24 protein-coding genes and 1 tRNA gene are annotated in these 26,721 nt (G+C 67.3%); 10 read left to right on the top strand and 15 right to left on the bottom strand.

All coding sequences use genetic code 11. The features are described 5' to 3' along the window. Positions 1-31: 31 nt before the first annotated feature. Together ABFK29_RS05815 and ABFK29_RS05820 are read right to left on the bottom strand one after the other, a co-directional pair. Positions 32-1,825: an ABC transporter transmembrane domain-containing protein gene (locus tag ABFK29_RS05815; protein WP_005860353.1), complete on the bottom strand. Its 1,794-nt coding sequence runs from the start codon at positions 1,823-1,825 to the stop codon at positions 32-34. Between the two features lie 151 nt (positions 1,826-1,976). Next, positions 1,977-2,050: transfer RNA gene (locus ABFK29_RS05820), tRNA-Gly, on the bottom strand. 255 nt (positions 2,051-2,305) lie between these two features. On the opposite strand from ABFK29_RS05820, the gene ABFK29_RS05825 reads away from it, so the two are divergent. Together ABFK29_RS05825 and ABFK29_RS05830 are read left to right on the top strand one after the other, a co-directional pair. Further along, a complete protein-coding gene (locus ABFK29_RS05825) occupies positions 2,306-2,887 on the top strand; it encodes a bifunctional hydroxymethylpyrimidine kinase/phosphomethylpyrimidine kinase (protein ID WP_005860355.1) in 582 nt (193 codons plus the stop codon). Beyond that, complete coding sequence (locus ABFK29_RS05830; RefSeq protein ID WP_005860357.1) at positions 2,877-3,941, top strand: methylglyoxal synthase; 1,065 nt, start codon at positions 2,877-2,879, stop codon at positions 3,939-3,941. Before ABFK29_RS05825 ends, ABFK29_RS05830 begins: the two co-directional genes overlap by 11 nt. Here ABFK29_RS05830 and ABFK29_RS05835 read toward each other — a convergent pair. Further along, positions 3,938-4,648 carry an aspartate/glutamate racemase family protein gene (locus ABFK29_RS05835; RefSeq protein ID WP_005860359.1) on the bottom strand — a complete coding sequence of 237 codons (711 nt, stop codon included), beginning with the start codon at positions 4,646-4,648 and terminating at the stop codon, positions 3,938-3,940. The two genes, ABFK29_RS05830 and ABFK29_RS05835, sit on opposite strands and share 4 nt — an antisense overlap. Positions 4,649-4,727: 79 nt before the next feature. Between ABFK29_RS05835 and ABFK29_RS05840 the strand changes: the two genes are divergently transcribed. From ABFK29_RS05840 to ABFK29_RS05865, 6 genes are all read left to right on the top strand, one after another. Continuing rightward, positions 4,728-5,969, top strand: a complete 1,242-nt coding sequence (locus ABFK29_RS05840) for an NAD(P)/FAD-dependent oxidoreductase (RefSeq protein WP_005860361.1) — start codon at positions 4,728-4,730, stop codon at positions 5,967-5,969. 30 nt (positions 5,970-5,999) lie between these two features. Continuing rightward, entirely contained in the window at positions 6,000-6,977 is a 978-nt protein-coding gene (locus ABFK29_RS05845) for a TRAP transporter substrate-binding protein (RefSeq protein WP_005860362.1), read from the top strand. A 79-nt stretch (positions 6,978-7,056) separates the two neighbouring features. After that, on the top strand, positions 7,057-7,581 hold the full coding sequence (locus tag ABFK29_RS05850; RefSeq protein WP_005860364.1) for a TRAP transporter small permease: 525 nt from the start codon (positions 7,057-7,059) through the stop codon (positions 7,579-7,581). Position 7,582: 1 nt separating this feature from the next. Next, positions 7,583-8,896 (top strand): TRAP transporter large permease, encoded by a 1,314-nt coding sequence (locus ABFK29_RS05855; RefSeq protein WP_005860366.1) that lies wholly within the window; start codon positions 7,583-7,585, stop codon positions 8,894-8,896. Next, positions 8,897-9,808: a hypothetical protein gene (locus ABFK29_RS05860; protein ID WP_005860368.1), complete on the top strand. Its 912-nt coding sequence runs from the start codon at positions 8,897-8,899 to the stop codon at positions 9,806-9,808. 95 nt (positions 9,809-9,903) lie between these two features. Further along, positions 9,904-11,709, top strand: a complete 1,806-nt coding sequence (locus ABFK29_RS05865) for a hypothetical protein (protein ID WP_005860370.1) — start codon at positions 9,904-9,906, stop codon at positions 11,707-11,709. 3 nt (positions 11,710-11,712) lie between these two features. On the opposite strand, the gene ABFK29_RS05870 is transcribed toward ABFK29_RS05865, so the two are convergent. The 3 genes from ABFK29_RS05870 to ABFK29_RS05880 form a co-directional block, all read right to left on the bottom strand. Further along, on the bottom strand, positions 11,713-12,375 hold the full coding sequence (locus tag ABFK29_RS05870) for an SOS response-associated peptidase (protein ID WP_005860371.1): 663 nt from the start codon (positions 12,373-12,375) through the stop codon (positions 11,713-11,715). Between the two features lie 64 nt (positions 12,376-12,439). Beyond that, positions 12,440-13,630, bottom strand: coding sequence for a class I SAM-dependent methyltransferase (locus tag ABFK29_RS05875; RefSeq protein WP_005860372.1), 1,191 nt, complete (start codon positions 13,628-13,630; stop codon positions 12,440-12,442). Positions 13,631-13,686: 56 nt separating this feature from the next. Continuing rightward, a complete protein-coding gene (locus tag ABFK29_RS05880; protein ID WP_005860373.1) occupies positions 13,687-13,986 on the bottom strand; it encodes a DUF1992 domain-containing protein in 300 nt (99 codons plus the stop codon). Between the two features lie 148 nt (positions 13,987-14,134). On the opposite strand from ABFK29_RS05880, the gene ABFK29_RS05885 reads away from it, so the two are divergent. Beyond that, positions 14,135-16,033: an acyl-CoA synthetase gene (locus tag ABFK29_RS05885; RefSeq protein ID WP_005860374.1), complete on the top strand. Its 1,899-nt coding sequence runs from the start codon at positions 14,135-14,137 to the stop codon at positions 16,031-16,033. A gap of 20 nt (positions 16,034-16,053) precedes the next feature. Here ABFK29_RS05885 and ABFK29_RS05890 read toward each other — a convergent pair whose 3' ends face one another. The 9 genes from ABFK29_RS05890 to ABFK29_RS05930 all read right to left on the bottom strand — a co-directional run bounded on the left by ABFK29_RS05890 (position 16,054) and on the right by ABFK29_RS05930 (position 25,690). Then, positions 16,054-17,532: an amidase gene (locus ABFK29_RS05890; protein WP_005860375.1), complete on the bottom strand. Its 1,479-nt coding sequence runs from the start codon at positions 17,530-17,532 to the stop codon at positions 16,054-16,056. After that, entirely contained in the window at positions 17,519-17,851 is a 333-nt protein-coding gene (locus ABFK29_RS05895) for an ArsR/SmtB family transcription factor (RefSeq protein ID WP_005860376.1), read from the bottom strand. The genes ABFK29_RS05890 and ABFK29_RS05895 overlap by 14 nt, the downstream gene beginning before the upstream one ends. 59 nt (positions 17,852-17,910) lie before the next feature. Beyond that, complete coding sequence (locus tag ABFK29_RS05900) at positions 17,911-19,143, bottom strand: mandelate racemase/muconate lactonizing enzyme family protein (RefSeq protein WP_005860377.1); 1,233 nt, start codon at positions 19,141-19,143, stop codon at positions 17,911-17,913. A 135-nt stretch (positions 19,144-19,278) separates the two neighbouring features. Further along, a complete protein-coding gene (locus tag ABFK29_RS05905; RefSeq protein WP_005860379.1) occupies positions 19,279-20,364 on the bottom strand; it encodes a zinc-binding dehydrogenase in 1,086 nt (361 codons plus the stop codon). Positions 20,365-20,464: 100 nt separating this feature from the next. Further along, positions 20,465-21,670, bottom strand: a complete 1,206-nt coding sequence (locus tag ABFK29_RS05910; protein WP_005860381.1) for a TCR/Tet family MFS transporter — start codon at positions 21,668-21,670, stop codon at positions 20,465-20,467. Between the two features lie 3 nt (positions 21,671-21,673). Continuing rightward, a complete protein-coding gene (locus tag ABFK29_RS05915) occupies positions 21,674-22,999 on the bottom strand; it encodes a lyase family protein (RefSeq protein WP_005860383.1) in 1,326 nt (441 codons plus the stop codon). A 66-nt stretch (positions 23,000-23,065) separates the two neighbouring features. Beyond that, positions 23,066-23,776: an alpha/beta fold hydrolase gene (locus tag ABFK29_RS05920; RefSeq protein WP_005860385.1), complete on the bottom strand. Its 711-nt coding sequence runs from the start codon at positions 23,774-23,776 to the stop codon at positions 23,066-23,068. A gap of 25 nt (positions 23,777-23,801) precedes the next feature. Further along, a complete protein-coding gene (gene pcaD, locus ABFK29_RS05925; protein ID WP_005860387.1) occupies positions 23,802-24,587 on the bottom strand; it encodes a 3-oxoadipate enol-lactonase in 786 nt (261 codons plus the stop codon). A 674-nt stretch (positions 24,588-25,261) separates the two neighbouring features. Further along, a complete protein-coding gene (locus tag ABFK29_RS05930; protein ID WP_005860389.1) occupies positions 25,262-25,690 on the bottom strand; it encodes an FKBP-type peptidyl-prolyl cis-trans isomerase in 429 nt (142 codons plus the stop codon). Between the two features lie 211 nt (positions 25,691-25,901). Here ABFK29_RS05930 and ABFK29_RS05935 point away from each other — a divergent pair, with 211 nt between their 5' ends. Next, positions 25,902-26,720 carry an SDR family oxidoreductase gene (locus ABFK29_RS05935; RefSeq protein WP_005860391.1) on the top strand — a complete coding sequence of 273 codons (819 nt, stop codon included), beginning with the start codon at positions 25,902-25,904 and terminating at the stop codon, positions 26,718-26,720. Position 26,721: the final 1 nt, after the last annotated feature.

Raw genomic sequence — 26,721 nt, forward strand, 5'->3', positions numbered from 1 at the left:
AGGCTTTGGGCCAATTGCATTTCAGGTCCGTTCACTCGGCGGCCATGCCTTCGGTGAACTGGAGGCGGGCCAGGCGGGCGTAGAGGCCGCCTTCGGCAACGAGGGCGTCGTGCGTGCCCTGCGCGACGATGCGGCCCTGGTCCATGACGACGATGCGGTCCGCTTTTTTCACCGTGGCCAGCCGGTGTGCGACGATCACGGTGGTCCGGCCCTCAGCCAGCGTGTCGACTGCGCTTTGGACCAGCCGTTCGCTTTCGGCATCCAAGGCTGAGGTCGCCTCGTCCAGCAGGAGGACCGGCGCGTCGCGCAGGATGGCGCGGGCGATGGCCACGCGTTGCTTCTGACCTCCCGACAGCATCACGCCACGTTCGCCCAGCCACGTATCGTAGCCGTCCGGCAGACCGGTCAGGAAATCGTGCGCCGCCGCGGCCCGTGCCGCCGCTTCCACTTCTGCGTCCGAGGCATCGGGGCGTCCGAAGCGGATATTGTCGCGGGCCGAGGCGGCGAAGATCACCGGGTCCTGCGGCACGAGCGCGATATGCTGGCGGAAGGCATCGCGCGCCATGTCGGCCAGCGCCAGACCGTCCAGCGTCACGCGTCCGGAGGCCGGGTCGTAGAACCGCTGGATCAGTTGCACGATGGTGGTCTTGCCTGCGCCGGAGGGGCCGACCAGCGCCACGGTCTCGCCCGGGGCGATGTGCAGCGAGACGCCGTCCAGCGCCGAGACGCCAGGCCGCGATGGGTAGGAAAAATGCACATCCTCGAAGGCGATCTCGCCGCGGACGGGCGAGGCGAGGGCCGCCGGCCGGGCGGGATCGTTGACCGTGTCCTCAGCCTGCAGCAGATCCACCAGCCGCTCTGTCGCGCCGGCGGCGCGTTGCAGTTCCGAGAAGGTTTCCGACAGAGCGCCCACGGCGCCCGCGACCATCACCGAGTAGATGACGAACTGGATCAGCACACCGGCGCTCATGTCGCCGGCGCGCACGTCCCATGCGCCGATCCAGAGCACGCCGACGATCCCGGTGAAGACCAGGAAAATGACGATCATCGTCAGGGCGGCGCGGGTCCAGATCCGCTTCTTGGCGGCGACGAAGCTCTTTTCGGTCACGTCCGAAAAAGCCGCGCGCGACAGGCTTTCATGCGTGTAGGCCTGCACCGTCTGCACGGCGCTCAGCGCCTCCGACGCGTTGCCGGAAGAGGCGGCGATCCAGTCCTGGTTCTCGCGGCTCAGCACCCGCATCCGGCGCCCCAGGACGAGGATCGGAACCACCACAAGTGGCACGATCAGCAGCACGAGGCCGGTCAGCTTGGGCGAGGTGAAGAGCATGAGCACCAGCCCGCCGGAGAACAGCAGCACATTGCGCAACGCGATGGAAATCGACGAGCCGATCACCGACAGGATCAGCGTGGTGTCGGTGGTGATACGGCTCAGGACCTCGCCGGTCATCACCTTTTCGTAGAACGAGGGTGACAGGCCGATGACCTTGTCGAAGACCGCCTTGCGGATGTCGGCCACCACCCGTTCGCCCAATCGGGTCACCAGCGCGTAGCGCATCGCCGTGCCCACGGCCAGTAGCGCCGCAATCCCGAGAGCTGCGCCGAAATACTTGTCCAGCAGTGTGCCTGCGCCGTTGAAGTTGTCGACCACGCGACGCACGGCCATGGGCAGCACCAGCGAGACGCAGGCGGTCAGGATCAGCGCGCCGATGGCGGCGACGACCAGCGGTCGGTAGGGGCGGACGAACGGCCAGAGCGCGCGCAGGGCGCCGACGTTCTTCGACTTCTCGCGCTCCTCTCCGGGGGCGTTTGCCGGTGTGCGGGCCATGTCCTCTCCTTCGTCATCGCGCGTGTGGCGTTGTGGCCACGGCAGGCGTCCGGGTCAAGCGACTTGACGACGCGGGGGCGGTGGCGCGGTAGACGCCTTGGTCAGTCCCCGACCAGTTTTTGTCGAGGGCAAGGGAAGATGACGGGAGGATTGGAGCGGGTACACGGGATCGAACCGAGATAACCTGCTTGGAAGGCAGGGGCTTTACCATTAAGCTATACCCGCTCGGGTGCCCCGTCCTAGGCCAACCCGTCGGAACGGTCAAGACGGTTCTGGGGCCGTCAGGTGCGGGGGAGACATGGCCCGGGTTCTGATCCTGTCCAGCATTGTGGCTTGCGGGCATGTGGGCGCTTCGGCTTCCTCCCGGCCGTGCAGGCCCTTGGCCACACGGCGACTGTCCTGCCAACGGTTCTGTTGTCGAACCACCCTGGCTTCCCCGCTGTGGCTGGGGCACGGGGCCCTGTCGGGCAGCTCGGGGACATGGTCGCCGCATTGGAGCGCAACGGGTTCCTGCAGGATCACGACGCCGTCCTCACCGGTTATCTGCCCACGTCGGAGCATGTGGATTTCGCCGCCCGGCTCATCGACCGGATGCGCGGAACAGGCAAGGCGCGGGTTGTCGTCGATCCGGTGATGGGGGACGAGCCAAAGGGCCTTTACATCGATGCGGCGGCGGCAAAGCGCATAAGGGACACGCTGGTCCCGCGCGCGGACATCCTGACGCCCAACGCCTTCGAACGGCGCTGGATCGGAGCCGCCGCTTCGCTTGTGCCGCGCATCATTGTCACCTCGCATGGCGGGACACGGGCGGAAACCGGTGTGCTGGACCTGTCGCAGGGGGCGGCTGTCCGCTACGGTGTCGAGAGGCTCGACGGGGTGCCGCAGGGGACCGGAGATGTCCTGGCCGCGCTGATCGCCGTGGGGGTGCCGGTCGGGCAGGCACTGGGGCATCTGCAGGCGCTGATCGCGGAAAGCCTCGGCGCGCCACATCTGAGGATCGCGGAGGCGGCACCGGTCTGGACCCGGGCCGCGCCGCTTGAGGGAGAGCCATATGGCCTTTGATTTCATCCTGATGCTGACATCCAACGACCGCACCATTCCGGATGCCCGCGCACGACTGGAAGAAGCATTGGAAGGCGGTGTCCGGCATATCGGCTTCAAGGACGTGGGTCTGCCCTTCGACGACCTGAAGGGCCTGGCGCAGGCGATCCGCGCCGCCGGGGGGCGGTCCTACCTGGAGGTCGTCAGCCTCGATGCCGAAAGCGAGCTGGCCTCGGCCCGTGCCGCCGTGGCGCTGGACGTGGACTGCCTGCTGGGCGGCACCCGCGCGGCGGAGGTCACAGAGGTCATCCGCCAGCACCCCCTGCGTTACTATCCCTTTCCGGGCCGCATCGTTGGCCACCCGTCGGTTCTGGAAGGCCCGGCAGAATCCATAGCCGAGTCCGCCCGCCGTCTGTGTGACCTTGAATACGTGCACGGGCTGGACCTGCTGGCCTACCGCTTCGACGGCGATGTACCGGGGTTGATGGCGCAGGTCTGCGGCGCGGTGGAGAAGCCGGTCATCATGGCCGGGTCCATTGACGGCGAGGCGCGTGTGCAGGCCGTGGCCGAGGCGGGCGCGGCGGGTTTCACCGTGGGCACGGCGGCGCTGGACGGGGTTTTCCCGGCCGAAACAGAGGGCTTCGCCGCGCAGGTCCGGTCCATTCTGGAGATCACGACCCGGGCGCGCAGGTTCTCTCACGCGCCGCGACGGATCGCATTGGTCGCGCATGACAACCGCAAGGCCCATCTGCGCGCCTGGGTCCTGCGGCACGCCCGGGCGCTGTCGGGGCAACGCCTGATCTGCACCGGCGGCACGGGCCGCATGGTGGCGGAGGCCGCGCCGGGATTGACTGTACAGCGCCTGCAACGCGGCGCGCTGGGGGGCGACCAGCAGCTTGGGGCGCTGATCGCCACGGGGGAACTGGACGCGGTGGTGTTCTTCGCCGATCCCGGTTCCGGTTACGTGGGCGATGCCGACCTTCAGGCGCTGACGCGTCTGGCGATCTATCACGACACACCGCTTGCGCTTTCGCCCTCGGCGGCGGACGCCTTGCTGGCCGGGTTGATCCCCTAAGTCGCGAAGCGCGGCGGGCAGAGGCCCGCGTGCATCCAGCGCACCAGAGTGTGGATCGAATAGACCGGCAGCCCCGTCGCCGCCGCGATGGCGGGTGCGTATGGCACCATGTTGGTGCATTCGAGGACGATGGCGCCGAGGTGTGGGTTGGCCTCTTGCAGGGCCAGCGCGGCGTCGATGTTGTCCTGCCGGGCCAGAGCCACGTCCAGAGCGGGTTCGTCGTTCAGGATCGCACGGGTGAATTCCCACCCGCCTTCCGTGGTGCCGATGGGCGTGGCCGCCGGCACGTGGGCGGCGGCGAGGTGCCTTTGCGTCAGCGATGACGCCGCGATGGTGAGGATGCCCGCCACGCGCCCTGCGGGCAGCGTGCGATTGACCATCTCCACCTGCGCCAGCGAGGACGTCACGACCGGCACCGGGACGGCTTCCGCCAGCGCCTTTTGGAACAGCGACAGGAAACCGCAGGTCGTGGTGATGCCCACGGCACCGTCGTCCACCAGTGCGCGGGCGGCGTCGACGAAAGCGGTCAAGCTGTCGCCGCCACCTTCGCGCACGATCCGCTGAGGCGACGCGCCGCGCACGACGCGTATCACCACCGGGAACGGCCAGGACAGCGGATTGCCTGCATCGCCCGGGATGCGGGGAAAGCGGGAATCGAGCATCAGAATACCGATGGCTGCGGTGTCGTGCGGGGGAATGGCGGACATGGCGGGCTCCGGCGGTGCGGGTCCTCGTTGACACGGGGTTGCTCCCTTCGCAAGGTCCGCGCAAACGATCGGGGGTGGCATGACCAAGACGGTAGCGATTGTGGGGGCGGGCATCGTCGGCGTGTCCACGGCGATCTGGTTGCAGCGCGAAGGGCACCGCGTCGTGCTGATCGACCAGCGCGGCCCGGGGGAGGGCACCAGCCACGGCAACGGCGGCGTCCTGGCCTCTGCCTCCGTCGTGCCGGTGCCGGTGCCCGGGCTGTGGAAGATGGCGCCCCGGATGTTGTTCGATCCACGCCAGCCGCTGTTCCTGAAGTGGGGCTATCTGCCGCGTCTTATGCCTTGGCTCCTGCGCTACATGCGCCACGCCACGGCCGAAGGGGTAGCCACCCGCGCGCGTGCCATCGCGCCGATCATCGGCGACAGCCTGAACGATCACCTCGCTTTGGCGGAAGGCACTGGGGCGGAGCGGTTCGTCGTACCCTCCGATTACCTCTACGTCTATCCGACCCGCCGCCAGTTCGAGGCCGACGGTGCCTACTGGCAGGTTCGCCGCGAGGCTGGCTGGGACTGGGACGTGCTGGAGGACGCGGACTTCACCGCCTACGACCCATGTTTCGGTCCGGACCTGCGCTGTGCCGTCCGGCTGGGCGGTCACGGGCGGATCAGCGATCCCGGCGCCTACGTGAAGGCGCTGGCCGCCCATGTCGAACGGCAGGGCGGTCAGATCCTGAAGGCCGAGGTCAGGGACGTAGTGCGCGACGGCCCGCGTGTCATCGGCTTGCGGGTAGGGGGCGAGACCCTGACCTGCGATGCCGTGGTGTTGGCGGCTGGCGCTTGGTCGGCGAAACTGGCGGCGAAACTGGGCGTGAAGGTCCCGCTGGAAAGCGAACGGGGCTATCACCTGGAACTGTGGGAGCCCTCTGTCATGTCGAAGGCGCCGGTCATGGTGGCGTCGGGCAAGTTCGTGGCGACCCCGATGGAGGGACGGCTGCGGCTTGCCGGGATCGTCGAATTCGGCGGGCTGGAGGCGGACCCCTCCCGCGCGCCCTTTGCCCTGCTCGAAGACAACATCCGCCGCGCCATCCCCGGCCTCACCTGGAAGGAAAAGGTCGAATGGATGGGGCACCGCCCCTCGATGGCCGATTCCCTGCCGGTGATCGGGGCCTTCCCGGACGCCCCCGGCGCCTATGCGGGGTTCGGTCACGATCATGTCGGTTTGACGGGCGGACCGAAGACCGGGCGGCTGCTGGCGCAGGCGATCTCGGGCCGGATGCCCAACATAGACCTTGCACCCTATTCGCCGGGGCGGTTTCAATGAGCGCATAAAACAAGACAGGGAGTTCTACCAATGACCAAGATGCGCACCATCCTGGCGGCCACGGCCGTCACCGCCGTAGCCTCGACCGGGGCCATGGCCGAAACATGGGACATGCCGCTGGCCTATGCCGCCACCAACTTCCATTCCGAGAACGCCGCCGCGTTCGGCAAATGCGTGACCGACGGCACGGGCGGCGAGATCGAGATCGTGACGCACCCGTCCGGCTCGCTCTTCCCCGGCGACCAGATCAAGCGCGCCGTGCAGACCGGGCAGGTGCCCATCGGCGAGCGCCTGCTGTCGAGCCACCAGAACGAGGACCCGATCTTCGGTTTCGATTCCGTGCCCTTCCTCGCCACCTCCTTCGATGCGTCCGAGAAGTTGTGGGAAGCCGCAAAGGGACCGCTGGAGGAGGTGCTGGCAGACCAGAACCTTGTCCTGCTGTACTCCGTGCCGTGGCCGCCGCAGGGGCTCTATTTCCGGGACGAGGTCACATCGGTCGCGGATATGGAAGGCGTCAAGTTCCGCTCCTACAATAGCGCCACCGCGCGGCTGGCGGAATTGACCGGCATGCTGCCGGTGCAGATCGAGGCGGCGGAGGTCTCGCAGGCATTCGCGACCGGCGTGGCGGACAGCATGGTGTCGTCCGGGGCCACCGGCTATGACCGCAAGGTATGGGAGTCGCTCAACTATTTCTATGAGGTCGACGCCTGGCTGCCGCGCAACTACGTGATCGTCAACGCCGACGCGTGGTCGGGTGTGTCCGACGCCAACAAGACGGTGATCCAGGATTGCGCCGCCACGGCCGAGGCGGAGGGGCTCGAAAAATCCAAGGGTTACACGCAGTTCACGATGGATGGCCTGCGTGAAGGCGGCATGACGGTGGCGCCGGCCTCCGATAAGCTCAAGGGCGAACTGCAGGAGATCGGTGCGACCATGACCGCCGAGTGGCTGGAACAAGCCGGGGACCAAGGCGCGGCCATCGTCGACGCCTTCAAGGCCAATCAGTAAGCAGACCCCGCGCGGTCCGGACACCTTCCGGGCCGCGCCACCGTCCGACCTTCCCCCACATTCTTGAAGGAGAACGCCCGTGGCCGCGCTCCGCCGCCTGCTCGAACTCATTTACCGACTGTCCGGGGTGGCTGCGGCGCTGTGCCTCGTGATGATCCTTGTCCTGATCGTGTTGCAGATGCTGGCGCGCTGGACTGGCGAAGTCCTTCCCGGCGTGCCGCAATATGCCGGGTACTTCATGGCCGCGGCGTCTTTCCTCGCCTTCGGCAACGCGCTGAACCGGGGCAGTCACATCCGCGTGTCGCTTTTGATGAACGCATTGCCCGACGGCGCGCGGCGCTGGCTGGACATCTGGTGCTTCGCCATCGGCACGGCGGTGGCGTGGTACGTTGTCTATTACGGATACCGCTTCGTCTACTGGTCGTGGAAGTTCAACGAGGTCAGCCAGGGGCAGGACCGAACCGCGCTGTGGATACCGCAAAGCGTCGTGCTGGTCGGGGCGGTCATCTTTGCGGTGGCGTTGACCGACAACCTCCTGTCGCTGCTTTTCAGCGGCAAGACGCGAATCGTTCAGGACCGCATGGATCAGAGCTTCGGAGAGTGACATGGAGAACATTTCGATCATTCTGCTGTTCCTCTTCGTCCTCTTCACCCTTCTGGGGTCCGGTGTCTGGGTCGGCCTTGCGCTGATGGGCGTGGCTTGGGTGGGGATGGAGCTGTTCACCACCCGGCCCGTGGGCGACACCATGATGACCACGATCTGGGCCGCGTCCTCGTCCTGGACCCTGACCGCGCTGCCGCTGTTCATCTGGATGGGGGAGGTGTTGTATCGCACGCGCCTGTCGGAGGACATGTTCCGCGGCCTCTCGCCCTGGATGAAGGGCCTGCCGGGCGGGCTGGTGCACACCAATATCGTCGGATGTACGGTCTTCGCGGCGGTGTCGGGTTCATCGGCGGCGACGCTGACCACGGTCGGCAAGATGTCGATCCCGGAACTGCGCAAGCGAAACTACCCGGAAAAGATGGTGATCGGCACGCTGGCGGGCGCGGCGACGCTGGGCCTGATGATCCCGCCGTCGCTGACGCTGATCGTCTACGGCGTGACCATCAACGAATCGATCTCCAAGCTGTTCTTCGCGGGCATCCTGCCGGGGCTGGTGCTGGCACTGATGTTCATGGCCTATGTCGCTGTCATGAGCCGGTTCTCCAGCGGATGGAACCCGGATGCGGAGCCGGAGATGACCTTCCGCGAAAAGCTCTGGAACTCTCGCTACCTCGCGCCGGTGATCTGCCTGATCCTTCTGGTGATCGGATCTATGTACCTCGGTTTCGCCACGGCAACGGAGGCGGCGGCCTTCGGGGTGATCGGCAGCCTGGTTCTGGCGGCAGTGCAGGGATCGTTGTCGTGGAAGACATTTACCCAGAGCCTGATGGGGGCCACCCGGACCTCTGCCATGATCGCGCTGATCCTCGCGGGCGCGGCCTTTCTGTCGTTGTCGATGGGCTTTACAGGCCTGCCGCGCGGGTTGGCGGACCTGATCGCGGGCTGGGACCTGAGCCGGTTCGAGCTGCTGATGGTTCTGCTGGTCTTCTACATCGTGCTGGGCATGTTCCTCGACGGAATCTCGTCGGTGGTGCTGACCATGGCGGTGGTGGAGCCGATGGTCCGGCAGGCGGGCATCGACCTGATCTGGTTCGGCATCTTCATCGTGGTCGTTGTCGAGATGGCGCAGATCACACCGCCCATCGGCTTTAACCTGTTCGTCCTGCAGGGGATGACGCAGCACGAGATGGGCTTTATCGCCAAGGCCGCCTTCCCGATGTTCCTGATCATGGTGCTGATGGTCTTCGTGCTGATCGCGATGCCGGAGCTGGCGACATGGCTGCCCGACAACATCCGCGTGCGACCCGGAGGCTAGGTGGCATTCCTCGAATGGCTTGGCCGGCAGGGGCGCCTGATGCTGGTGGCCGGTCTTGTGGCCGGGCTGACGTTTCCCGGAGCGGGGGCGATCTTCGCCCCGTGGTTGCCGCACCTGATCGCGGTGATGCTGTTCTTCGGTGCCCTGCGCGTGGGGGCCACCGGCCGCGTCGGGACGGCGGGGCTGCAGCTGCGTGAGACGCTGGGTTTCGTCGCGGCCTTCCAGGTGGCGCTGCCGCTGACACTGGCCGGGATCGCGGCGGTCCTTGGGGTCATCGGGCAACCGGCGGTGCTGGCGCTTCTGCTGGTGACGGCGGCCCCTTCGGTCACAGGCAGCCCGAACCTTGCCGCCCTCGGCGGCGGCGACCCGGCCCCCGCCTTGCGTATAATGGTCCTTGGCACCGCGCTGCTGCCGCTGACGGCGTGGGTCGTCCTGTCCGTCCTGAAGATCGGCGGCGACCCCTGGGCCGTGACCATGGCGGTGGCGCGTCTGCTGGTTCTGATTCTCGGCGCCGGGGGGCTTGCCTTGCTCGCGCACCGCGTGGTGCCCGGCACTCCGCGCGCCATCGCGATCATGGACGGGCTGTCCGCGCTGGTGATGACGCTTATGGTGCTGGGACTGATGTCGCCGGCTGCCGACGCCCTGCGCCAGGCGCCGGACCGCTTCGCCCTGTGGCTGGGGATCGCGGTGGCGGTGAACTTCGGGCTGCAGGGGGTGGCGGCGCTGGTTCTGCGGCGCTGGCCGAAAGGCGAACGGATGGCTCTGTCGGTGGTGGCGGGCAACCGCAACATCGCGCTCTACCTGCTGGCTCTCCCACCGGAAACGATGGCCCACGTCATGCTTTTCATAGGGTGCTACCAGATCCCGATGTACCTGACGCCTTATGTGCTCGCGCGTGTTGGTCGTGGTTAATACTTTGTAATTTAGAGACATTCCTCCCGATATAGAGAGATCGTTTCCTCTTTTGCGTCAACGTGCAGCCAAACGCACGATTGAGTGGGACGATCATGCCTGTATTGACGACACCCGACGCCACGACCGGTTCTGCCGCGCACGCGGCTCTTTTCGGCGGCAACATCCTCGCCCCGCGCGCCCACATGAAGGGACCGGGCAGCTATGCGGAGGCGATCGAGGAACTGGGCGTCACCGGATTGCGCTACCCGGGCGGGTCGCTGACGGAGAAGATGTTCAGCCTGCGCGACCCCGACGCCGACCGTGTGTTCGAGCCGGACCTGGGGCGGGAGGTCGATTTCATCCCGATGTCGGGCTTCATGCAGTACGCGGAACAGACCGGGCGCGACGTGACAATCGTGATTCCGACCCGCGACCAGTTGTCGGATGAGGCTCTGGATGCCAACGGCGACCGGATGCCAGCCATCGACCGGGACGTTCTGAGCCAGTTCGTGCGCGGCACTGTCAGCGGTGAATACGGCGCCGCCAACGTTGCCGCCTTCGAGATCGGCAACGAATACTGGGGCTCGGGCGAGATGAACGCCGCCGAATACGGCCGGCTCGCCGCTGACATGGCGCAGGTGATCGACCGCACCCTGAACGAGCTCGCGCCGACCCATCCCGGTGCGGCGCAGGTCGACGTGCTGGTGCAGGTGGGGACGAACTTCGGCCATTCCGACCTGTCCGACGACTATGCAGGCATGGCTCCGGCGGACGTGGTGGCAGAGGTGAACGCGGCCTATGGGTTGTCTCTGGACGAAAGCGTGATCTATCCGAGCGGGGATATCGACTGGACGGAGATCAACAACGAGATCCTGCTGTCGCATTTCGACGACGACGCCATGGCCGCGACGGACGGGGTGATCGCCCATGTCTATTCGCGCGCGCCGGTGGTCGAGCATTCGCGCTGGTTTCAACTTGAGCAGATCGAGGAGCACTGGCAGTCCATCCATCCGGAGCTGGAGATCCACGTCACCGAATGGAACCAGAAATCCAACACCGGCGCCTTCGACGAAAGCCGCGACTACGGGCTCTGGCAGGCGCAGGAAATGCTGGAACAGGTTGAGGAGTTCATGCGGATGGATGTGGCCTCGGCGCAGGTCTGGCCGCTGATTCAGAACACCCCCACCGCGCTGGCGCTTGGGCGGGAGTTCGACGAGACCACCCCGCCGGGCGAGATGTTCGCCATGCTGTCGGAGAACCTGCCGGGCATGCGGATGCTGGATTTCGCTCCGCAGGACGAACGCGGCACGGAAATGGAAACCGCTGAAATGGACGTGCACGCCTTTGCCGACGGTCAGGACATGCTTTTCTATTTCACGTCCAACCTGCAGCAAGGTGTGGCCGACAGCGAGGTCGATATCTCGAACCTCGTGGAAGGTTTCGGCGAGATGGAGATCACCGTGCTGGGGGTTGCGCGTGGCGACGGCCCGGGCAGCACGCAAAGCCGCGCTTCGGTGGACCATCCCGACCCCGAGGAGCTTCACGTCGACGGATTGATCGAGACGGTGCTGGCGCCCGGAGAAATCATGCAGGTGCGGCTGACGGATGTGGTGCCGACCGCCGATTTCGCCAAGACATTCGCCGACACGGGCAGTCCGCGTGTCGAAGCGGACGGGGTTGCAGTGCCACCGGACGACACCGATGACGATGGCGACGATGCGGATGCGGATGACCCGGACGCCTCGTCGGTCGGCGGACAGGGGGTGATGGCTTCGCTCACCGAAAGCGCACCCGCGCCGTCCGAAGGGGGCGGGTCATCTCCGGACGGCGACGGGGATGACGGCGGTGATGAGGGCGGCAGCGACATGGGCGGGCTCTGGCTGATCGGGCTTTTGCCGCTGATGTTCCTTCTGGGTTAGCGCTCAGTCGTCGATGGGCTCGATGAGATCCGGCCCCGACGCACGGTTGGAGTTCACCTCGCGCGCGACCCGGTGAAACGCCAGCGCGTCCTCGGGGGCGGGCTGCATGAGACTGGCAGCGCCGTGCCCGTCCTCGCCCAGCCACTTGCTCCAGTCGTCTTCGGCCAGCACCACGGGCATCCGGTGGTGGATACGCGACATCGACGTGTTCGCACCGCAGGTGACGATGGCGACGGTTCGGAAGGACAGGTCGTCGCGCGCCCAGTCCTGCCAGACCCCCGCAAAGACCAGCGGGCCGTCATCGGTCGGGTGGATGTACCACGGCAGCCGGTTGCCGTCCGCGTCCTTCGTCCATTCGTAGAACCCGGTTGCGGGCACGAGGCAGCGGCGTTCGCGGCAGGCGGCGCGGAAGGCGGGCTTTTCGGCGATGGTCTCGGCACGGGCGTTGATCAACAGAGGCCCGTCGTTCGGCTTCTTGTACCAATGTGGGATGAACCCCCATCGCATCGAGACCAGCCTGCGCCCCTCGTCGCTCATGACGACATGCACCTGGTTCGTCGGACACACGTTGAAGTTCGGCACATCGGGCAAGTCGTTCGACGGCACCGCCGCGAAAAGCTGCGCCATGGCGTCGGGGGGCAGGGTGACGGCGAAACGGCCGCACATGGCGTATCCTCCGGGGGCAGGTCCTTGCCGGATGATCTACCGGGCGGGGCGGGAAATCAAACGATCAGAGGCCGAAGCCGCTGTAATGCAGCAGCCCCCAGTCGGTGAGTTCCCTGTGCACCTTGCCCCAGAGCGCCCCGAAGCGCAGCGGGTCCAGCCCGGCGCCCGCGGCGATGCGCGACAAAGGTGTGCGCCCGTCGGCGGCGGCGACCAGCGGCGCGGCCTCGCGCGGGAGCGAAAGCCTGTCCTTGATCCCGTCCACCTCCACCGGCGGTGTCTGCCCCCGCGCCACGGCCTGCGCCAGTTGGCGATGCGGCAGTTGCAGGCGCGGTATCAGCGAGGCGCGCCCCGGTTTCGGCAGGGGGCGGTCTTCTTCGGCTGGCACGAGGTAACCCACGTGTTTGCGGATCGTGCCGCGCAGCTTCTCGGCCACGGCCATTGCGGTTCCGGCCTCGATTCCGGCGGGCGCTTCGGCGATGCGTGACAGGTCATAGAGGGCAGGCGTGACGAACCCCTGCAGACGCCAGCCGGTGGCGGCGCAGGTGTCCAGCAGGCGGCCCACGTCGAACGGCGTGTCGGTGCTGTGCAACAGCAGGTCGTAGAAGCCTGCGTCGCTTTGGTCGTGGTCCATCAGCAGCGGGTTCGACGCGAAGGGGTGGCCCGCTGGCAGGGCTGCGACGATCTCTTTCGCGCGGGTCAGGCGGTCCTCCGGCGGCAGGCCGTCCAGCAATGCGCCGAACGCCTCCTGCAGGGGGTAAACGCCGGATCGGCCGTAGGGGGCGTAGACCATGAAGCCCATGCCGCCCCCCGGCGCCAGCGCGCCCCTCAGCGCGGCAAAACCGTCCTCGGGGCGGTGCAGGTGATGCAGCACGCCGCAGCAGTCGATGTAGTCGAACGGGCCGAAGTCCCCGGCGTCGAGCAGACTGCCGGTGTGGAAGGAGATGCCCTTCAGCCCCCGCATCTGCGCGCGCGCCTCGGCGATCCGGCGCGAAGCTGTGGACAGGTCCAGGTAGGTGATATCGTAGGGCGCGCCGGCCTTCGTCATCAGGGTGGCAAGCTGGATCAGCGCGTCGCCGGTGCCGCCCCCGGCCACGAGCACGCGGAGTGGCTGCGACCAGTCGCGCGCACCGCCAAAGAGATGGTGGTCGATTTCCGTGGGCCGTGAAGGGGAGCCGGTGATGAGCCGCGTGCGTTCATCCTCCGGGTCGCGGGCGGGGTAGGGGTAGACCTCGTACTGTTCCTTGACCGTGACCATGCCTTGCCCTCCGACTGCCGCAGCGTCCTGCCCGATCGTGCCCGTGATGGCCAGCCCTAGCGGCGTTTGGCGATCTCCAGACGGGTTTCCAGGAGGGCCATGTCGCGCATGATCCGCTGCCGTTCGGTCCGGTCGCCGGTTTCGCGCAGCTCTTCGCGCAGGCGGGCCAGTTCCTTCGAGACAGAGATCGCCTCTGGCACGGCGCCGTTTTCCTTCATGATCCGGTTGAGAACCGCGTTCTGCGGATCGTCGCAGGGCGGCAGCGGTTTGCCAGCGCCCGGCAAGTTGTCGAACGCGCCTTCCGCCTCGGCCGCGCGTATCTTTGCAGAGATGAGGTCGATTAAAGGATGGTCCATGAGCCCTATATAAACCGTGACCCGGTTGTTGCCCAGAACCTCGGAACGCAGCGTCACAGGGTATTTTCCCTGACGTCCACCGCTCTTGCGCGATGCACGGGGGGAGGCCAAGACTGGAGACCGAGGACTAGGGGAGGAGAACGCGCTCATGGGCTACGCCACCATGGACGACCGGAATGCCATCGAATCGCAGGGTGCCTGGCACGACCTGGGGCTGCCGAAAACGGTCTGGGCCCAGTTGTGCCTGACGGCGGACAAATTCCCGCGACGTCCGGCGGTCAGCTACCAGCTTCTGTCGGGACCGCAGGACAAGGCGGAGACGATGACCTGGTCGGAGCTGCGCGACCGGACGGCGCAGGCCGCGAACCTGTTCCGCAGTCTTGGCATCGGCGAAAAAGACGTGATCGCCTACGTGCTGCCAAACTGCAACGAGACGGTCTCGACGCTGTTGGGCGGCATGGTCGCGGGTATCGTGAACCCGGTGAACCCGTTGCTTGAACCGGAGCAGATCGGCGCCATCCTGCGCGAAACCGGCGCGAAGGTCGTGGTGACGCTGAAGCCCTTCCCGAAGACCGATGTGCCGCAGAAGGTGCAGGAGGCCGTGCGTCATGCGCCGGGTGTGAAGACGGTGCTGGAGGTCGACCTCAACCGCTATCTGGCGCCGCCGAAGAAGTGGATCGTGCCGCTGATCCGCCCGAAGATGACCGGCAAACGGCACGCGGATTACAAGTGCTTCCGGGCAGAGATGAAGAAGCAGCCGAAGACCCTGACCTTCGAGGACGGCGGCAAGGACCGGGTGGCGGCATATTTCCACACCGGCGGCACCACGGGCATGCCGAAGGTGGCGCAACATCTCTATTCCGGGATGATGTACAACGGCTGGCTGGGCGACACCTTGCTGTTCACCGAAGAGGACAGCGTGATGTGCCCTCTGCCGCTGTTCCACGTCTTCGCCTGCCACGTGATCCTGATGGCGATGGTCTGCTCGGGCGCGCATGTCGTTTTCCCGACGCCCGCAGGATATCGCGGCGAAGGCGTGATGGACAACTTCTGGAAGCTCTGCGAGCGGTGGAAGACCACCTTCGTCATCACCGTGCCGACCGCCGTGTCGGCGCTCATGCAGCGTAAGGTGGATGCGGACATCTCGTCGATCAAGACGGCGTTCTCCGGCTCTGCCCCGATGCCGCTGGAACTGTTCAAGCGGTTCGAGAGCGCCTGCGGTGTGACGATCTGCGAGGGCTACGGGCTGACGGAGGCGACGTGTCTGGTGTCGGTGAACCCGCCCGAGGGCGAGAAGAAGGTCGGCTCTGTCGGCATTCCTTTCCCCTATACGGACGTGAAGATCGTGAAGGTGCGCGACGGCCAGCCGGCGGTCTGCGGCACCGACGAGATCGGCGAGATCTGCGTGTCGAACCCGGGCGTTTATGCCGGGAAGACATACACCGAAGAGGCCAAGAACGCCGACCTGTTTCACTGGGGCACGCACCTGCGGACCGGTGACCTCGGGCGGCTGGATGCGGACGGATACCTCTGGATCACCGGACGGGCGAAGGACCTCATCATTCGCGGCGGTCACAACATCGACCCGGCCGAGATCGAGGAGGCCTTGCTTTCGCACCCGGCGGTGGCCTTTGCCGGCGCCATCGGCCAGCCGGACGCGCATTCGGGCGAACTGCCCTGTGCCTTCGTGGAACTGATCGACGGTGCCTCCGTGACCGAGGAAGAGCTCATGGAGCATGCCAAGGTGCATGTCCATGAACGTGCGGCGCATCCCAAGCACATGACCATCCTCGACGAGTTGCCGAAGACGGCGGTGGGCAAGGTCTTCAAGCCAGACCTGCGCAAGCTGGCGATCATCCGGGTCTACAACGGGGCGCTGGAAAAGGCCGGTGTCGCCGCGCGCGTCGAGAAGGTCGTGGACGACAAGTCGCGCGGACTGGTCGCGGAGGTGGCGCCCAACGGCGCTGCCGAGGCGGAGGTCGCCGCTGTGCTGGGCGGGTTCACCCGTCCGTGGGAATGGGTCGAGGAAGAGGGGGCGCCGCGCTGAGACGCGGCGATCCCGTCACTTCAGGGGCGCGTAAGGAGCGATGCGGATACGGGCTCGTCGGTCCGCGCCTGCGTGTCGTGCCGCACGATGGGGTCGATGGGCGTCCCGGGCAGGGCCAGCGCCTCTTCCAGGCGGCGTGCGACCTGAAGCAGCCGTGCCTCGCCACGCGGCGAGCCGATCAGTTGTAGCCCGACCGGCAGCCCGCTTGCGGTGAAACCAACGGGCAGCGACAGCGCGGGCAGGCCGCAGGTCGTCGCGAGGAAGGCGAAGCTGAGCCAGTCTAGGTAGTCGCGGCAGGGCCGACCGGCGACCTCTTTGGGATACTCGACCTCCGAGGGCAGCGGGGCCAGTCCGGTGACGGGGCAGGCCAGCACGTCGAACGTGCCGAACAGACCGCGCATCTGCGCGTAAAGCCGCGAACGGGTGACATTGGCTGTCGCGATGTCGTCGACGGTGAGCGTACCACCGGTGCGGATATTCTCGGCCAAGGTCGGCTTGAAGTGATCGGAGATGCGCTTTGGCGTGACTTGGTGCGACGTCCACATGCCAAGTGCGCGAAACGTCCGGAAGGCATGGTCGAGGCCACGGGTCTCCGGCTGATGTTCCTCCACCGCGATATCGGCGGCCTGAACCTGCACGACAGCCTTCGACAGGATCTCTGCGATGTCAGTGGTGACGGGCGCGAGACCGCCGAGGTCCGGCGAGAAGGCGATGCGGAGCGGGCCCGGTGCCGCGAGACAGGCGCCCAGATAGCTGTCGGTCGACGGCGGATGCGACAGGGGAGAAACGGGGTCGAAGCCTGTCATCGCGTCAAGCAACAGCGCCACGTCGGCCACATTGCGGGCCATGGGGCCATCGACACCGAAGGCGTTGAAGCCGTCCGCGCCGGGGGCCGATGCGACCAGCCCGGGCGAAGGTCTGAGCCCGACGACGCCGCAATAGCTTGCCGGGGTGCGAAGCGATCCGCCGAGGTCGGAGCCCTGGCTCAGCCACACTTCGCCCGCCGCGAGCCCCGCAGCCGCACCGCCCGAGGAGCCGCCGGGGTTCATCCGTGTGTCCCACGGGTTGCGGGTGGCGCCGAAGACGGCGTTGAAGGTGTTGGCGCCCGCGCCCATTTCCGGGGTGTTGGTCTTGCCGATCACGACGGCGCCGCGCGCTTCCATGCGCAGGACCATAGGGTCGGAGACCTTGGGGACATTATCGGCCAACGCCGGGGTGCCGTAGGTCGTGCGCACCCCTGCGACGTCCGTCAGGTCCTTTATGCCGACGGGAAGCCCGGCCAGCAGGCTGTCGCGCGCGGGGGCGGCGTCATGCGCCCTCTCGGCGCAGGTCGTCACCATGGCGTTGATCGCGGGCGAGGTGTGGGCGATGCGGCTCAGGCTGGCGTCGATGAGTTCGGCGGTCGACACCTCTCGGGACTTCAGCAGGGCCACCACGTCGCGGGCGGTCAGGCGGCAGAGGTCGGGGCCCGAGAAGGGCGGGGTCTCAGCAGCGGGCATCTGGCGCCGCGCAGAACATTTCGTAGAGCAGGGCGATCACGCGCGAGGTGTTCTCGTTCGCGAGGCTGTAGTAGATCGTCTTGCCTTCGCGCCGGGTGACGACCAGCCCCTCTTCGCGCAGGCGGGCGAGCATCTGGCTGACCGCGGCCTGCCGGATGCCCAGCAGTTCTTCAAGTTCGCCGACGGATTTCTCGCCTCCGCCGAGGTGGCAGAGGATCATCAGGCGGCCCTCATGCGCCAGCGTTTTCAGGAACGCGGCGGCGTTGCGGGCATTGGCTTCCATTTCTTCCGGCGGCGCCGGGGGGGCGTTCTGGTCCATCGTCGGGTCCTGAGTCCGGTATCCGGACTATATAGCGGGGCGATTCGAAAAATGCGACATTACTCGTCATGGGCGGGCGCGCCACCCTGGAAACGATTGCCTTCCGCGTAGTTGCAGGGCGCATCCTGCATCTGAAGGTGCAATTCGCCGCCCGTGTAGGGATGCGCGCGGGCGAGATCCTCGTCCACCTCGATGCCGAGCCCGGGCGCGGTGGGCGCGGAAACGAAGCCGTTCTCCACCTCGATCGCGCCCTTTATGAGCCGGTGGTGGAAATCGGTCTCGATGGTTTCGGCGATCAGCAGGTTTGGGATGCAGGCGGCGAGCTGGATGTTGGCGGCCCATTCGACCGGACCGGCGTAAAGGTGCGGCGCGATCTCGGCGTTGAAGGATTCCGCCAGCGCCGCGAGTTTGCGCGCTTCCCACAGTCCGCCCACGCGGCCGAGCGCCGGTTGCAGGATCTTCGCCCCGCCGGTGCGCAGGACGGTGGCGAATTCCGAGCGGGTGGTCATGCGCTCGCCTGTGGCGATGGGGATGCGGACCTGGCTGGCGACCTGGCTGAATTCGAGCGGGTTGTCCGGCGGGATCGGTTCCTCGAACCAGAGGGGATTGTAGGGTTCGATCGCCTGCCCGAGCCGGATGGCGCCCGCCGTGGTGAACTGCCCGTGTGTGCCGAAGAGCAGGTCGGCCCTGTCGCCGACGGCCTCGCGCACGTGTTTGCAGAAGGCAACGGAGCGGGAGATGTCGGACATGGCTGGCTGGTGGCCGCCGCGCATGGTGTAGGGGCCGGCGGGGTCGAACTTTACCGCCGTGTAGCCGCGCGCGACGCAGTCGGCGGCGGCCTCGGCGGCCTGGTCGGGCGCGGTCCAGAAGTCCGACAGATTGTGTTTCGCCAGCGGGTACAAGTAGGTGTAGGCGCGGATGCGTTCGTTCATCAGGCCGCCCATCAGTGCCCAGACAGGACGTCCGCGCGCCTTGCCAAGGATGTCCCAGCAGGCGATTTCGAGCCCGGAGAAGGCGCCCATGACGGTAAGGTCGGGGCGCTGGGTGAAGCCCGAGGAATAGGCGCGGCGGAACATGCGTTCGACGTTCTCGGCCGCTTCGCCCGCGACGTAGCGCTGGAAGACGTCCCCGATCACGGCGGTCATCGCCTTTGGTCCGACCGAGGCACCGTAGCATTCGCCCCAGCCGGTGATGCCGTCGTCGGTGGTGAGCTTGACGAGGATCCAGTAGCGCCCCCCCCAGCCTGGGTGGGGCGGGGCGGTGACGACGATGTCGAGGTCCTTGAGGATCATGGGGCGGCTCCCTTGGAGGTTTCGGGTCGCGTTTCGCGACCCGACAGACCGGGTGAGGCGCTGCCTCCCCCGGACCCCCTCCGAGGTATTTGTGCCAAGATGAAGGGGGCGGGGCGCGTTCGAGCTTGGGGTGGATCAGGTGTCGAAGAGGATGACGTTGCGGCGCGCGCCGCCTGTCCTGGTGTCGGCGACGGCCTCGTTGATCCGGTCGAGCGACCAGCGTCCCGAGATCAGTTCGTCGAGCTTCAGGCGGCCCTGGAGGTAGAGGTCGGCCATCCAGGGGATGTCGCGGCGGATCACCACGTCGCCCATCTTGGAGCCGATCATGTGCTGTCCGGTGTAGGCGGGGACGACGGGTTCGTACTGGGCCATCGCGCCGGTGTGGGGCATGCCGACCATCACCATGCGCCCGCCCCAGCCGAGGTAGCGCATCGCCTGTTCGTACGCGGGGATGGCGCCCACGGTGACGGCGACCACGTCGGCGCCCTTGCCGAGGGCCTTGAGCGCCTTTTTCCAGGGCGCGCCGGATGTGCCGAGCACGGCGTCGGTCGCGCCGAATTCGCGGGCGATGTCCAGCTTGGCCTCGGATATGTCGACGGCGACGATGCGGCGGGCGCCGGCGATGCGGGCGCCCTGGATGGCGTTCAGGCCGACGCCGCCGGCACCGATCACGACCACGTCCTCGCCGGCGCGCAGGCGGCCCGCGTTGACCACGGCGCCGATGCCGGTGATGACGCCGCAGGCCAGGAGGCAGACACCTTCGGCGGGCAGGGTTTCGGGCAGGGGTACGACCTGGCTCTGGTCCACGACGACGCGTTCGGCGAAGGCGCCGCAGTTCATCGCCTGCACGACAGGTGTGCCATCGGGGCGGGAAAGCGGCGAGGGGCGCCCGCCCTGGTTTTCGCAAAGTGTCGGTTTGCCGGCGTTGCAGTTCACGCAGGCTCCGCAGGTACGGATCAGCGTGACCACCACCCGTTGGCCTTCGGAGAGGCCCTTCACGCCGTCCCCGAGCGCGCTGATGCGGCCGGAGGCCTCGTGCCCGTAAACGGCCGGGAGGTCGCCGCCCCAGGCGCCGTCGGCGTAGGAGATGTCGGAATGGCAGATCGCGACGGCTTCGAGCGTGACCTCGATCTCACCGGGTCCGGGGGCGCGAAGATCGAGGTCTTCGATCGTCAGAGGCGCATTGAAGGCGGTGCAGACCGCCGCGCGGATGCGTGTCATCCCATTCTCCCTGTTTTTCCGAAGGGTTCACCGGCACGCCCCGGGGATCAACCCGGAAAACGACAGGGGAGTGTTGGAAAGGGCGATGACGTCGGGCGTTTCACGCCACCGCGTGACGGGGCGCGCGGGTGAGGAACAGCGTCAGCGCCACCACGATCAGCCCGAGCGAAACCAGGAAGGGCGCTCCCGGGAAGGGTTCGGCACGTTCGGGGGCGGTGAAGGCGGCAAAGACGGAGGTCATCATGATCGGCGAGACGGCGGCGGCCAGCGCGGCGGTGGAGGTCAGCAGGCCCTGAAGCGCGCCCTGGCGGTCGTCGCCGAGGCTCTGGCTCATCATGCCCTGCATCGCCGGGCCGAAGGTGCCGCCAAGTGCCGCCAGTGGGATCAGCGCCAGAACCGTGCGCGTGTCGTCGAGGAAGGGGATCAGCGCGTAGGCGATGGCGGCGCAGAGCAGGCCGAAGACAACGGTGCCCGATTCTCCGAAGCGTTTGAGCAGGAGCCGGATCACCCCGGCCTGCACGAAGGCGAAGGACAGGCCGAAGGCGCCCAGGGTCGAGCCGATGATCGCGCTGGACCAGCCGAACTGCGCGTGGCCGAAGAAGGCCCAGACCGAGGGGTAGACCGCGAAAGCCACGTGGTAGAGGAACATGATCGCCAGGCCGCGGCGGATGCCCGGTACGCGGGTCATGATGCGGAATGCGCTGAACGGATTGGCCTCCCGCAGGCGGAAGGGGCGGCGGTTCTCGGGCTTGATGGTCTCGGGGAAGGCGGCCAGGCCGAGGATCGTGTTGAGCGCGGCCAGCACGGCGGCGGCCCAGAAGGGCGCGCGTGTCCCGAACTCTCCCAGCAGGCCGCCGATGGTCGGACCGAGCACGAAACCCAGCCCGAAGGCTGCGCCGATCAGCCCGAAGGCGGCGGAGCGTTTCTTGGGCGGGGAGAGGTCCGCCATGGCGGCGAAGGCGGTGGAATGCGTGGCGGACGCGAAACCCCCGATGATCCGGGCGATGAGCAGCACCACGAGGCTGTGGGTCAGGCCCATGACCGCATAGTCGACGACCATGAGCGCCAGCGTGCCAAGAAGGATCGGCTTGCGCCCGTAGGTGTCCGACAGGGCGCCCAGAAGCGGCGCGAAGAGGAACTGCATCGCCGCGAAGACGGTGCCCAGGACCCCGCCCCAGAGCGCTGCCCCGGAGAGGCCGCGGCCGGAGACTTCCTCGATCAGGTCCGGCATGACCGGGAGGATCAGGCCGATTCCCATGGCGTCGATGGCCACGGTCAGGAGGAGGAAGAGAACGGGCAGTCGCAAGGGTCAGATCGCCTTTGTCACGGCGTCGGCGAAGGCACGGGCCTCGGACGGCGCGGTGCCGAGCTGACGGGTCGCATCGAAGAGATCGGACGGCAGGTCGGGCCATTCCGCGCGGGCCGCGTCGGTCAGCGGTATCCCGGAGTCGCGGGCCGATTTGATGAGGTCCTTGACGGCGGACTGGGCCTTTGGGCGCGGCATCCGGTCGGTCAGGGCGAAGGACAGGGCCTCGGCGATCAAGAGGCCGCCGGTGGCGTCGAGCGTCGCCTGCATGGCGCTCGTGTCGGGAGAGAGTGTCTCTGACATGTCTTGCATAAGTGTCAACGCGGCGGACGCTGACAGTACGAGCTGCGGCAGCGTGAGCCATTCCGTGAACCACGCGGCGCCGTCGCGCTGCTGGCGGTGTAGCGCCGCACCGTCCAGCGTGGCGGACAGGCCTTGCACCTGACGGGCCAGCGCGATCATGGCGGAGGGTGCAACGGGGTTCTGCTTCTGCGGCATGGTGGACGATGCTCCGGCGCCGCCGAGACGGACCTCGGAGATGCCGGACTGGGTGGCGAGCACGAGGTCCTCGCCCATCTTGCCTGCGGCCAGTGCAGTGCGGCCGAACCAGCCGGCGATGGTCAGGACGGGCGTGCGGTCGGTGTGCCAGGCGTGACCGGGATCGTGCAGGCCCAGCTTCTCGGCCAATGCCGCACGAAGGGCCACGGGATCGGGGCCGAGGGCCGAAGCGGTGCCCGCCGCGCCCGAGAGCGAAACGACCAGCTGTCGGCGCACGCGGGGCAGATCTTCGAGCGCGCTCAGCAGCGGCCAGCCCCATTGCGCCACCTGTGCGCCAAAGGCGGTGGGCGTGGCGTGCTGGCCGTAGGTGCGGGCGGCCATGGGCGTTTCGGCGTGATCCGCCGCCAGCCTGGCCAAGGCTTGCAGTGTGGCCTTCAGCCGGTCTTCCTGCAGGGCCAGCGCCTGTCTCAGACGCAGCATCAGCGCGGTGTCCTGGACGTCCTGCGATGTCGCGCCCCAATGCAGGTATTGCGCGTATTCCGGCGCCATCATCGCTTCGCGGAAGGCGGCGACCAGCGCGGGCGTCATCACGCCGTTCTGCGCCGTGGCCTTGGCCAGTCCGACGGGGTCGATCTGGCACTCCATCGCGGCGCGGTGGATCGCGGCGGCGGCAGTTTCCGGGATCACGCCCGCGGCGCCCTGCACCTGCGCCAGTGCGCCTTCGACCAGCATCATGGCCCTCACCTCGGCGCTGTCGGAGAACAGTCGCGCGGTTTCACCGGTCGGGAAAAGACCGGACAGATGGGCGCTGTCGAAAGGCGTTGCGGGCATGTGTTGTTCCTCTGTCCTTCGTGCGCCGCAGGTTTGCGTTGCGGCTTCCGAAGTCCGGGGTCTCTGTCACATTGCGACGATTTTGTGAAGCAGAGACGCAAGGTCCCCCGGCATGGAGAAGAACGGAGAGTGGGAGCTATGCAACGCAAAGACGTCTTCGGGAGCGAAGCGTTGGGCCATTTTCCTTTGGAAATCCGGGGGGATGGCGCGATCTTCGGTGCAAACGATGTAACTGCGCGGCAGGTCCTGCGACTTTTGCGACAGCGCGACCGGGGTGCCGGAGGCCGCCGTGGATTCGGCGCACAGGCGGGGCAGGGCGTAGGCGTCGGTGCCGGGCGGGCAATCGTGGTAGAAATTGCCGGTGCCTCCGGAGAGGTCGAAGGTGAAGCTGCGCCGGGTGTCCGAAAGGCGGATCAGCGGCACAAGCGGCTGTTCGTCCGCCTGCATCCGCATCTGCGACAGGCTCAGCCCGGGCCATGGCGTGTAGGCACAGAGGTAGATGAGACGCCGGATGTGGGTCGGGTCGACCTCGGCGGCCTGGGTGATGGAGTAGCCACCCATGGAGTGGCCGACGACCACCGTTGGTTCTTCCAGCGCGTCGACGATGGCCTGCCCGAAATCGCGGAGGGTGGTTTCCTCGATCGGGGTGGGGTCGTCGCCGTGTCCGGGCAGGTCGATGGCGCGGGCCTCGTGGCCCAGGGCCTCCAGCGCGGGGATCACGTCGCGCCAGCACCACGCGCCGTGGGCCGCGCCGTGGATCAGCAGGAAGCGCGCCATCAGGCGCCGTGCCCAGCCGCGCCCGTCATGCGCCCTGCGCCGTCAGGAAGTCGGTGAGCACGCGGGCGTATTCCTCGGGCTGCTCGACACAGGGCAGGTGCCCGGCATTGCGGATCAGGTGCTTCTGGCTGCCGGGGATCAGGTCGGCGGTTTCGAACACAAGATCGGGCGGAGTAGACCCGTCCTCCGACCCGGCGATGGCCAGCGTGGGCAGTCGCAAGCCACTGGTGGCGCTCATGAAATCAGTTCCGGAGATGGCGGCGGCGCAACCGGTCCAACCTTCGGCGGGGGTGCGCAGGAACATGTTGCGCCAGGCCGGGAATTCCTCGGTCCGGTGAAAGGGCTTGGAGAACCAGCGGTCCATGGTGGGATCGACGATGTCCGAGAGGCCGGCCTTTTCGACATTGCCGATGCGTTCGGCCCACATGTCGCGGGTCCCGATCTTTGCAGCGGTGTTCGAGAGCACCATGGCGCGTACCAGATCGAGGCGCTTGGCGGCCAGCCCCTGCGCGATCATGCCACCGATGGAGAGGCCCACGAAGATCGTGTCCTTCAGCCCGAGATGGTCCATCAGCCGTTCGGTGTCGGTGATCAGCGCGCCCATGGAATATGGGCCTTTGGGCGTGTCGGAGAGGCCGTGCCCGCGCTTGTCGAAGCGCAGGATGCGCAGGGTGTCGGGCAGCATCGGCAGGATCTTGTCCCAGAGCCGGAAGTCGGTTCCGAGCGAGTTGGCGAAGACGACGGGCGTGCCATCTTCGGGGCCGGTCAGGGCATAGTGGATACGGGTGTCGCCGAGCTGGACTGTCTGCATTGGGGCCTCCTGTCTGCCCCCTGTTTAACCATGGTTGACGACCTGCGGAAGGTGTTGCGGACCGGGGCCTTCGGGTGGTTAACGATGCGTCCGGCGGCGCACGGCGGCCCATATCTTGGGGTAAGGTGGGCCGGGAGCACAACGAGAGTCTGTGTCCGAGGCCGCGTTAACCGGATGTTATGGGGTGAAACGGCCGTTTCGGGGGGCCTTTCCGGCCGGTTGGAAACCCTTGTTAATTTCCGTTCACGATTGGCGTTAAGGATGTCGGGAAACGCGCTGTGGCGGGACACGAGGTGGCGGAGCGCGGACCTCGGGAGAGTGAAATCGGGACGCGGCCGTCGGGGCGCGCGCGGAGCCGCGCGTGGCAGGGCGGGGGGCCTGTTCTGGCTGCCGGTTGTGCGGCTGCCATCTGTTGAGCGTGCGGGCCGCTTTCCGGGCGCCCCGACTGAAGTCCTTGCGGACTTCAGCGGCCCACCCTCCAATCCGCTGCCCGCCAGGGGCGATCCGTGCCGGACGCCGGATTCGGGGAGGCGGACATGAAAACGGTCCCGCAGCCTGGGCTGCAGGACCGTGTCTGCGGTCAGGTGCCGACCGCGCGCCCGCGGGCCGAAAGAGGCCCCTTTGACGGCACGCGTCGGAGACCGGCCCGTTCAGGCGACCGTGCAGGCCCCCGTTCAGGCGATGGCGACCAGTTCGATGTCGAAGGTCAGGTCCTTGCCGGCCAGCGGGTGGTTGGCGTCGAGGGTGACCTGCTCATCGGTCACTTCGATCACCGTCACCGGCATGACCTGACCCTGCGGGGTCTGGACCTGAAGCTGGGTGCCGAGGTCGAGCGGGATCTCTGCCGGGATCTCGGAGCGCGGCACGGCCTGCTGCGCGTTCGGGTCGGGCTGGCCGTAGGCTTCGTCCGCCGGGATCGTCAGCTTCTTCTGTTCGCCAACCGTCATGCCGGGCAGCGCCTTGTCGAGGCCGGGGATAATCTGGCCGGAGCCGACTTCGAACTGCAGCGGATCGCGCCCGCGCGAGCTGTCGAAGGTGGCGCCGTCCGCCAGCGTGCCGGTGTAATGCAATTGAACTGTGTCGCCGGTTTTGACCTGCGTCATGTGTGTACCTCTGATGTCTTGGAAAGGGTTTCGCGAGGCCGGCGCGTCCCGGGTGCTCGCATGCTCATGCACCAATTTAGCGCTTGATGGCCCATGATGCAAACCCGGTGGCCAGCGGCGGGTGCGCGGCCTACTGTCGGGGCGTTGGACAAGCAGGGTCCGGGGGCGCCGTCGGGCGTGGGCTGGGCACGTGAGGAGAGGGAGGTTTGCCATGCATCCGGTCTTGGCGAAGGACAACGTGGCGGTGGTTACGGGCGGGGCCTCGGGCATCGGGCTGGAGATCACGAAGCGCCTGATGGCGCTGGGCATGAAGGTGGCGATCGCCGACCTGTCCGGTCCGGCGCTGGAGCGGGCGGCGGCGGAGACCGGCGCGCTTGGCGTGGCGGCGGATGTGACCGACCGTGCGGCGCTGGAGGCGCTGAAGGTCCGGGTGGAGCGGGAGCTTGGCCCGGTCTCGGCCCTGTTCGCCAATGCCGCGATCCAGCCCGGATCGGACGTCTTCGACGAGCGCGGCACATGGGGGCGGGTGATCGACGTCAACCTGATGGGGCTGGTGCACACGGTGCAGGTGCTGGCGCCCGCGATGATCGCCAGCGGCGCGCCGGGGCTGATCGTGATGACCGGATCGAAGCAGGGGATCACCACGCCGCCGGGCGATCCGGCCTATAACGCGGCCAAGGCGGGCGTGAAGGCCTTTGCCGAGGCCGTCCAGCACGACCTGCGGGGGCGCGACGGTTGCAGGGTCGAGGCCCGGCTGCTGATCCCGGGATTCGTCTGGACCGGGCTGACGCGGCAGGGCCGGACGGAGAAACCGGCGGGCGCCTGGACGGCGGTGCAACTGGTGGACTACCTGTTGGCGGCGCTCGACCGCGACGAGTTCTACATCCTCTGCCCGGACAACGACGTGGACCGGGCGACGGACAACAAGCGCATCCTCTGGGCCGCGGGCGATATCGTGGAGAACCGCCCCCCGTTGTCGCGCTGGCATGGCGATTACGACGCGGCCTTCAAGGCCTGGCTGGAGCGCTGAG

Origin of the sequence: Sagittula stellata E-37, assembly GCF_039724765.1 — a bacterium.
Classification (GTDB): Bacteria; Pseudomonadota; Alphaproteobacteria; order Rhodobacterales; family Rhodobacteraceae; genus Sagittula; species Sagittula stellata.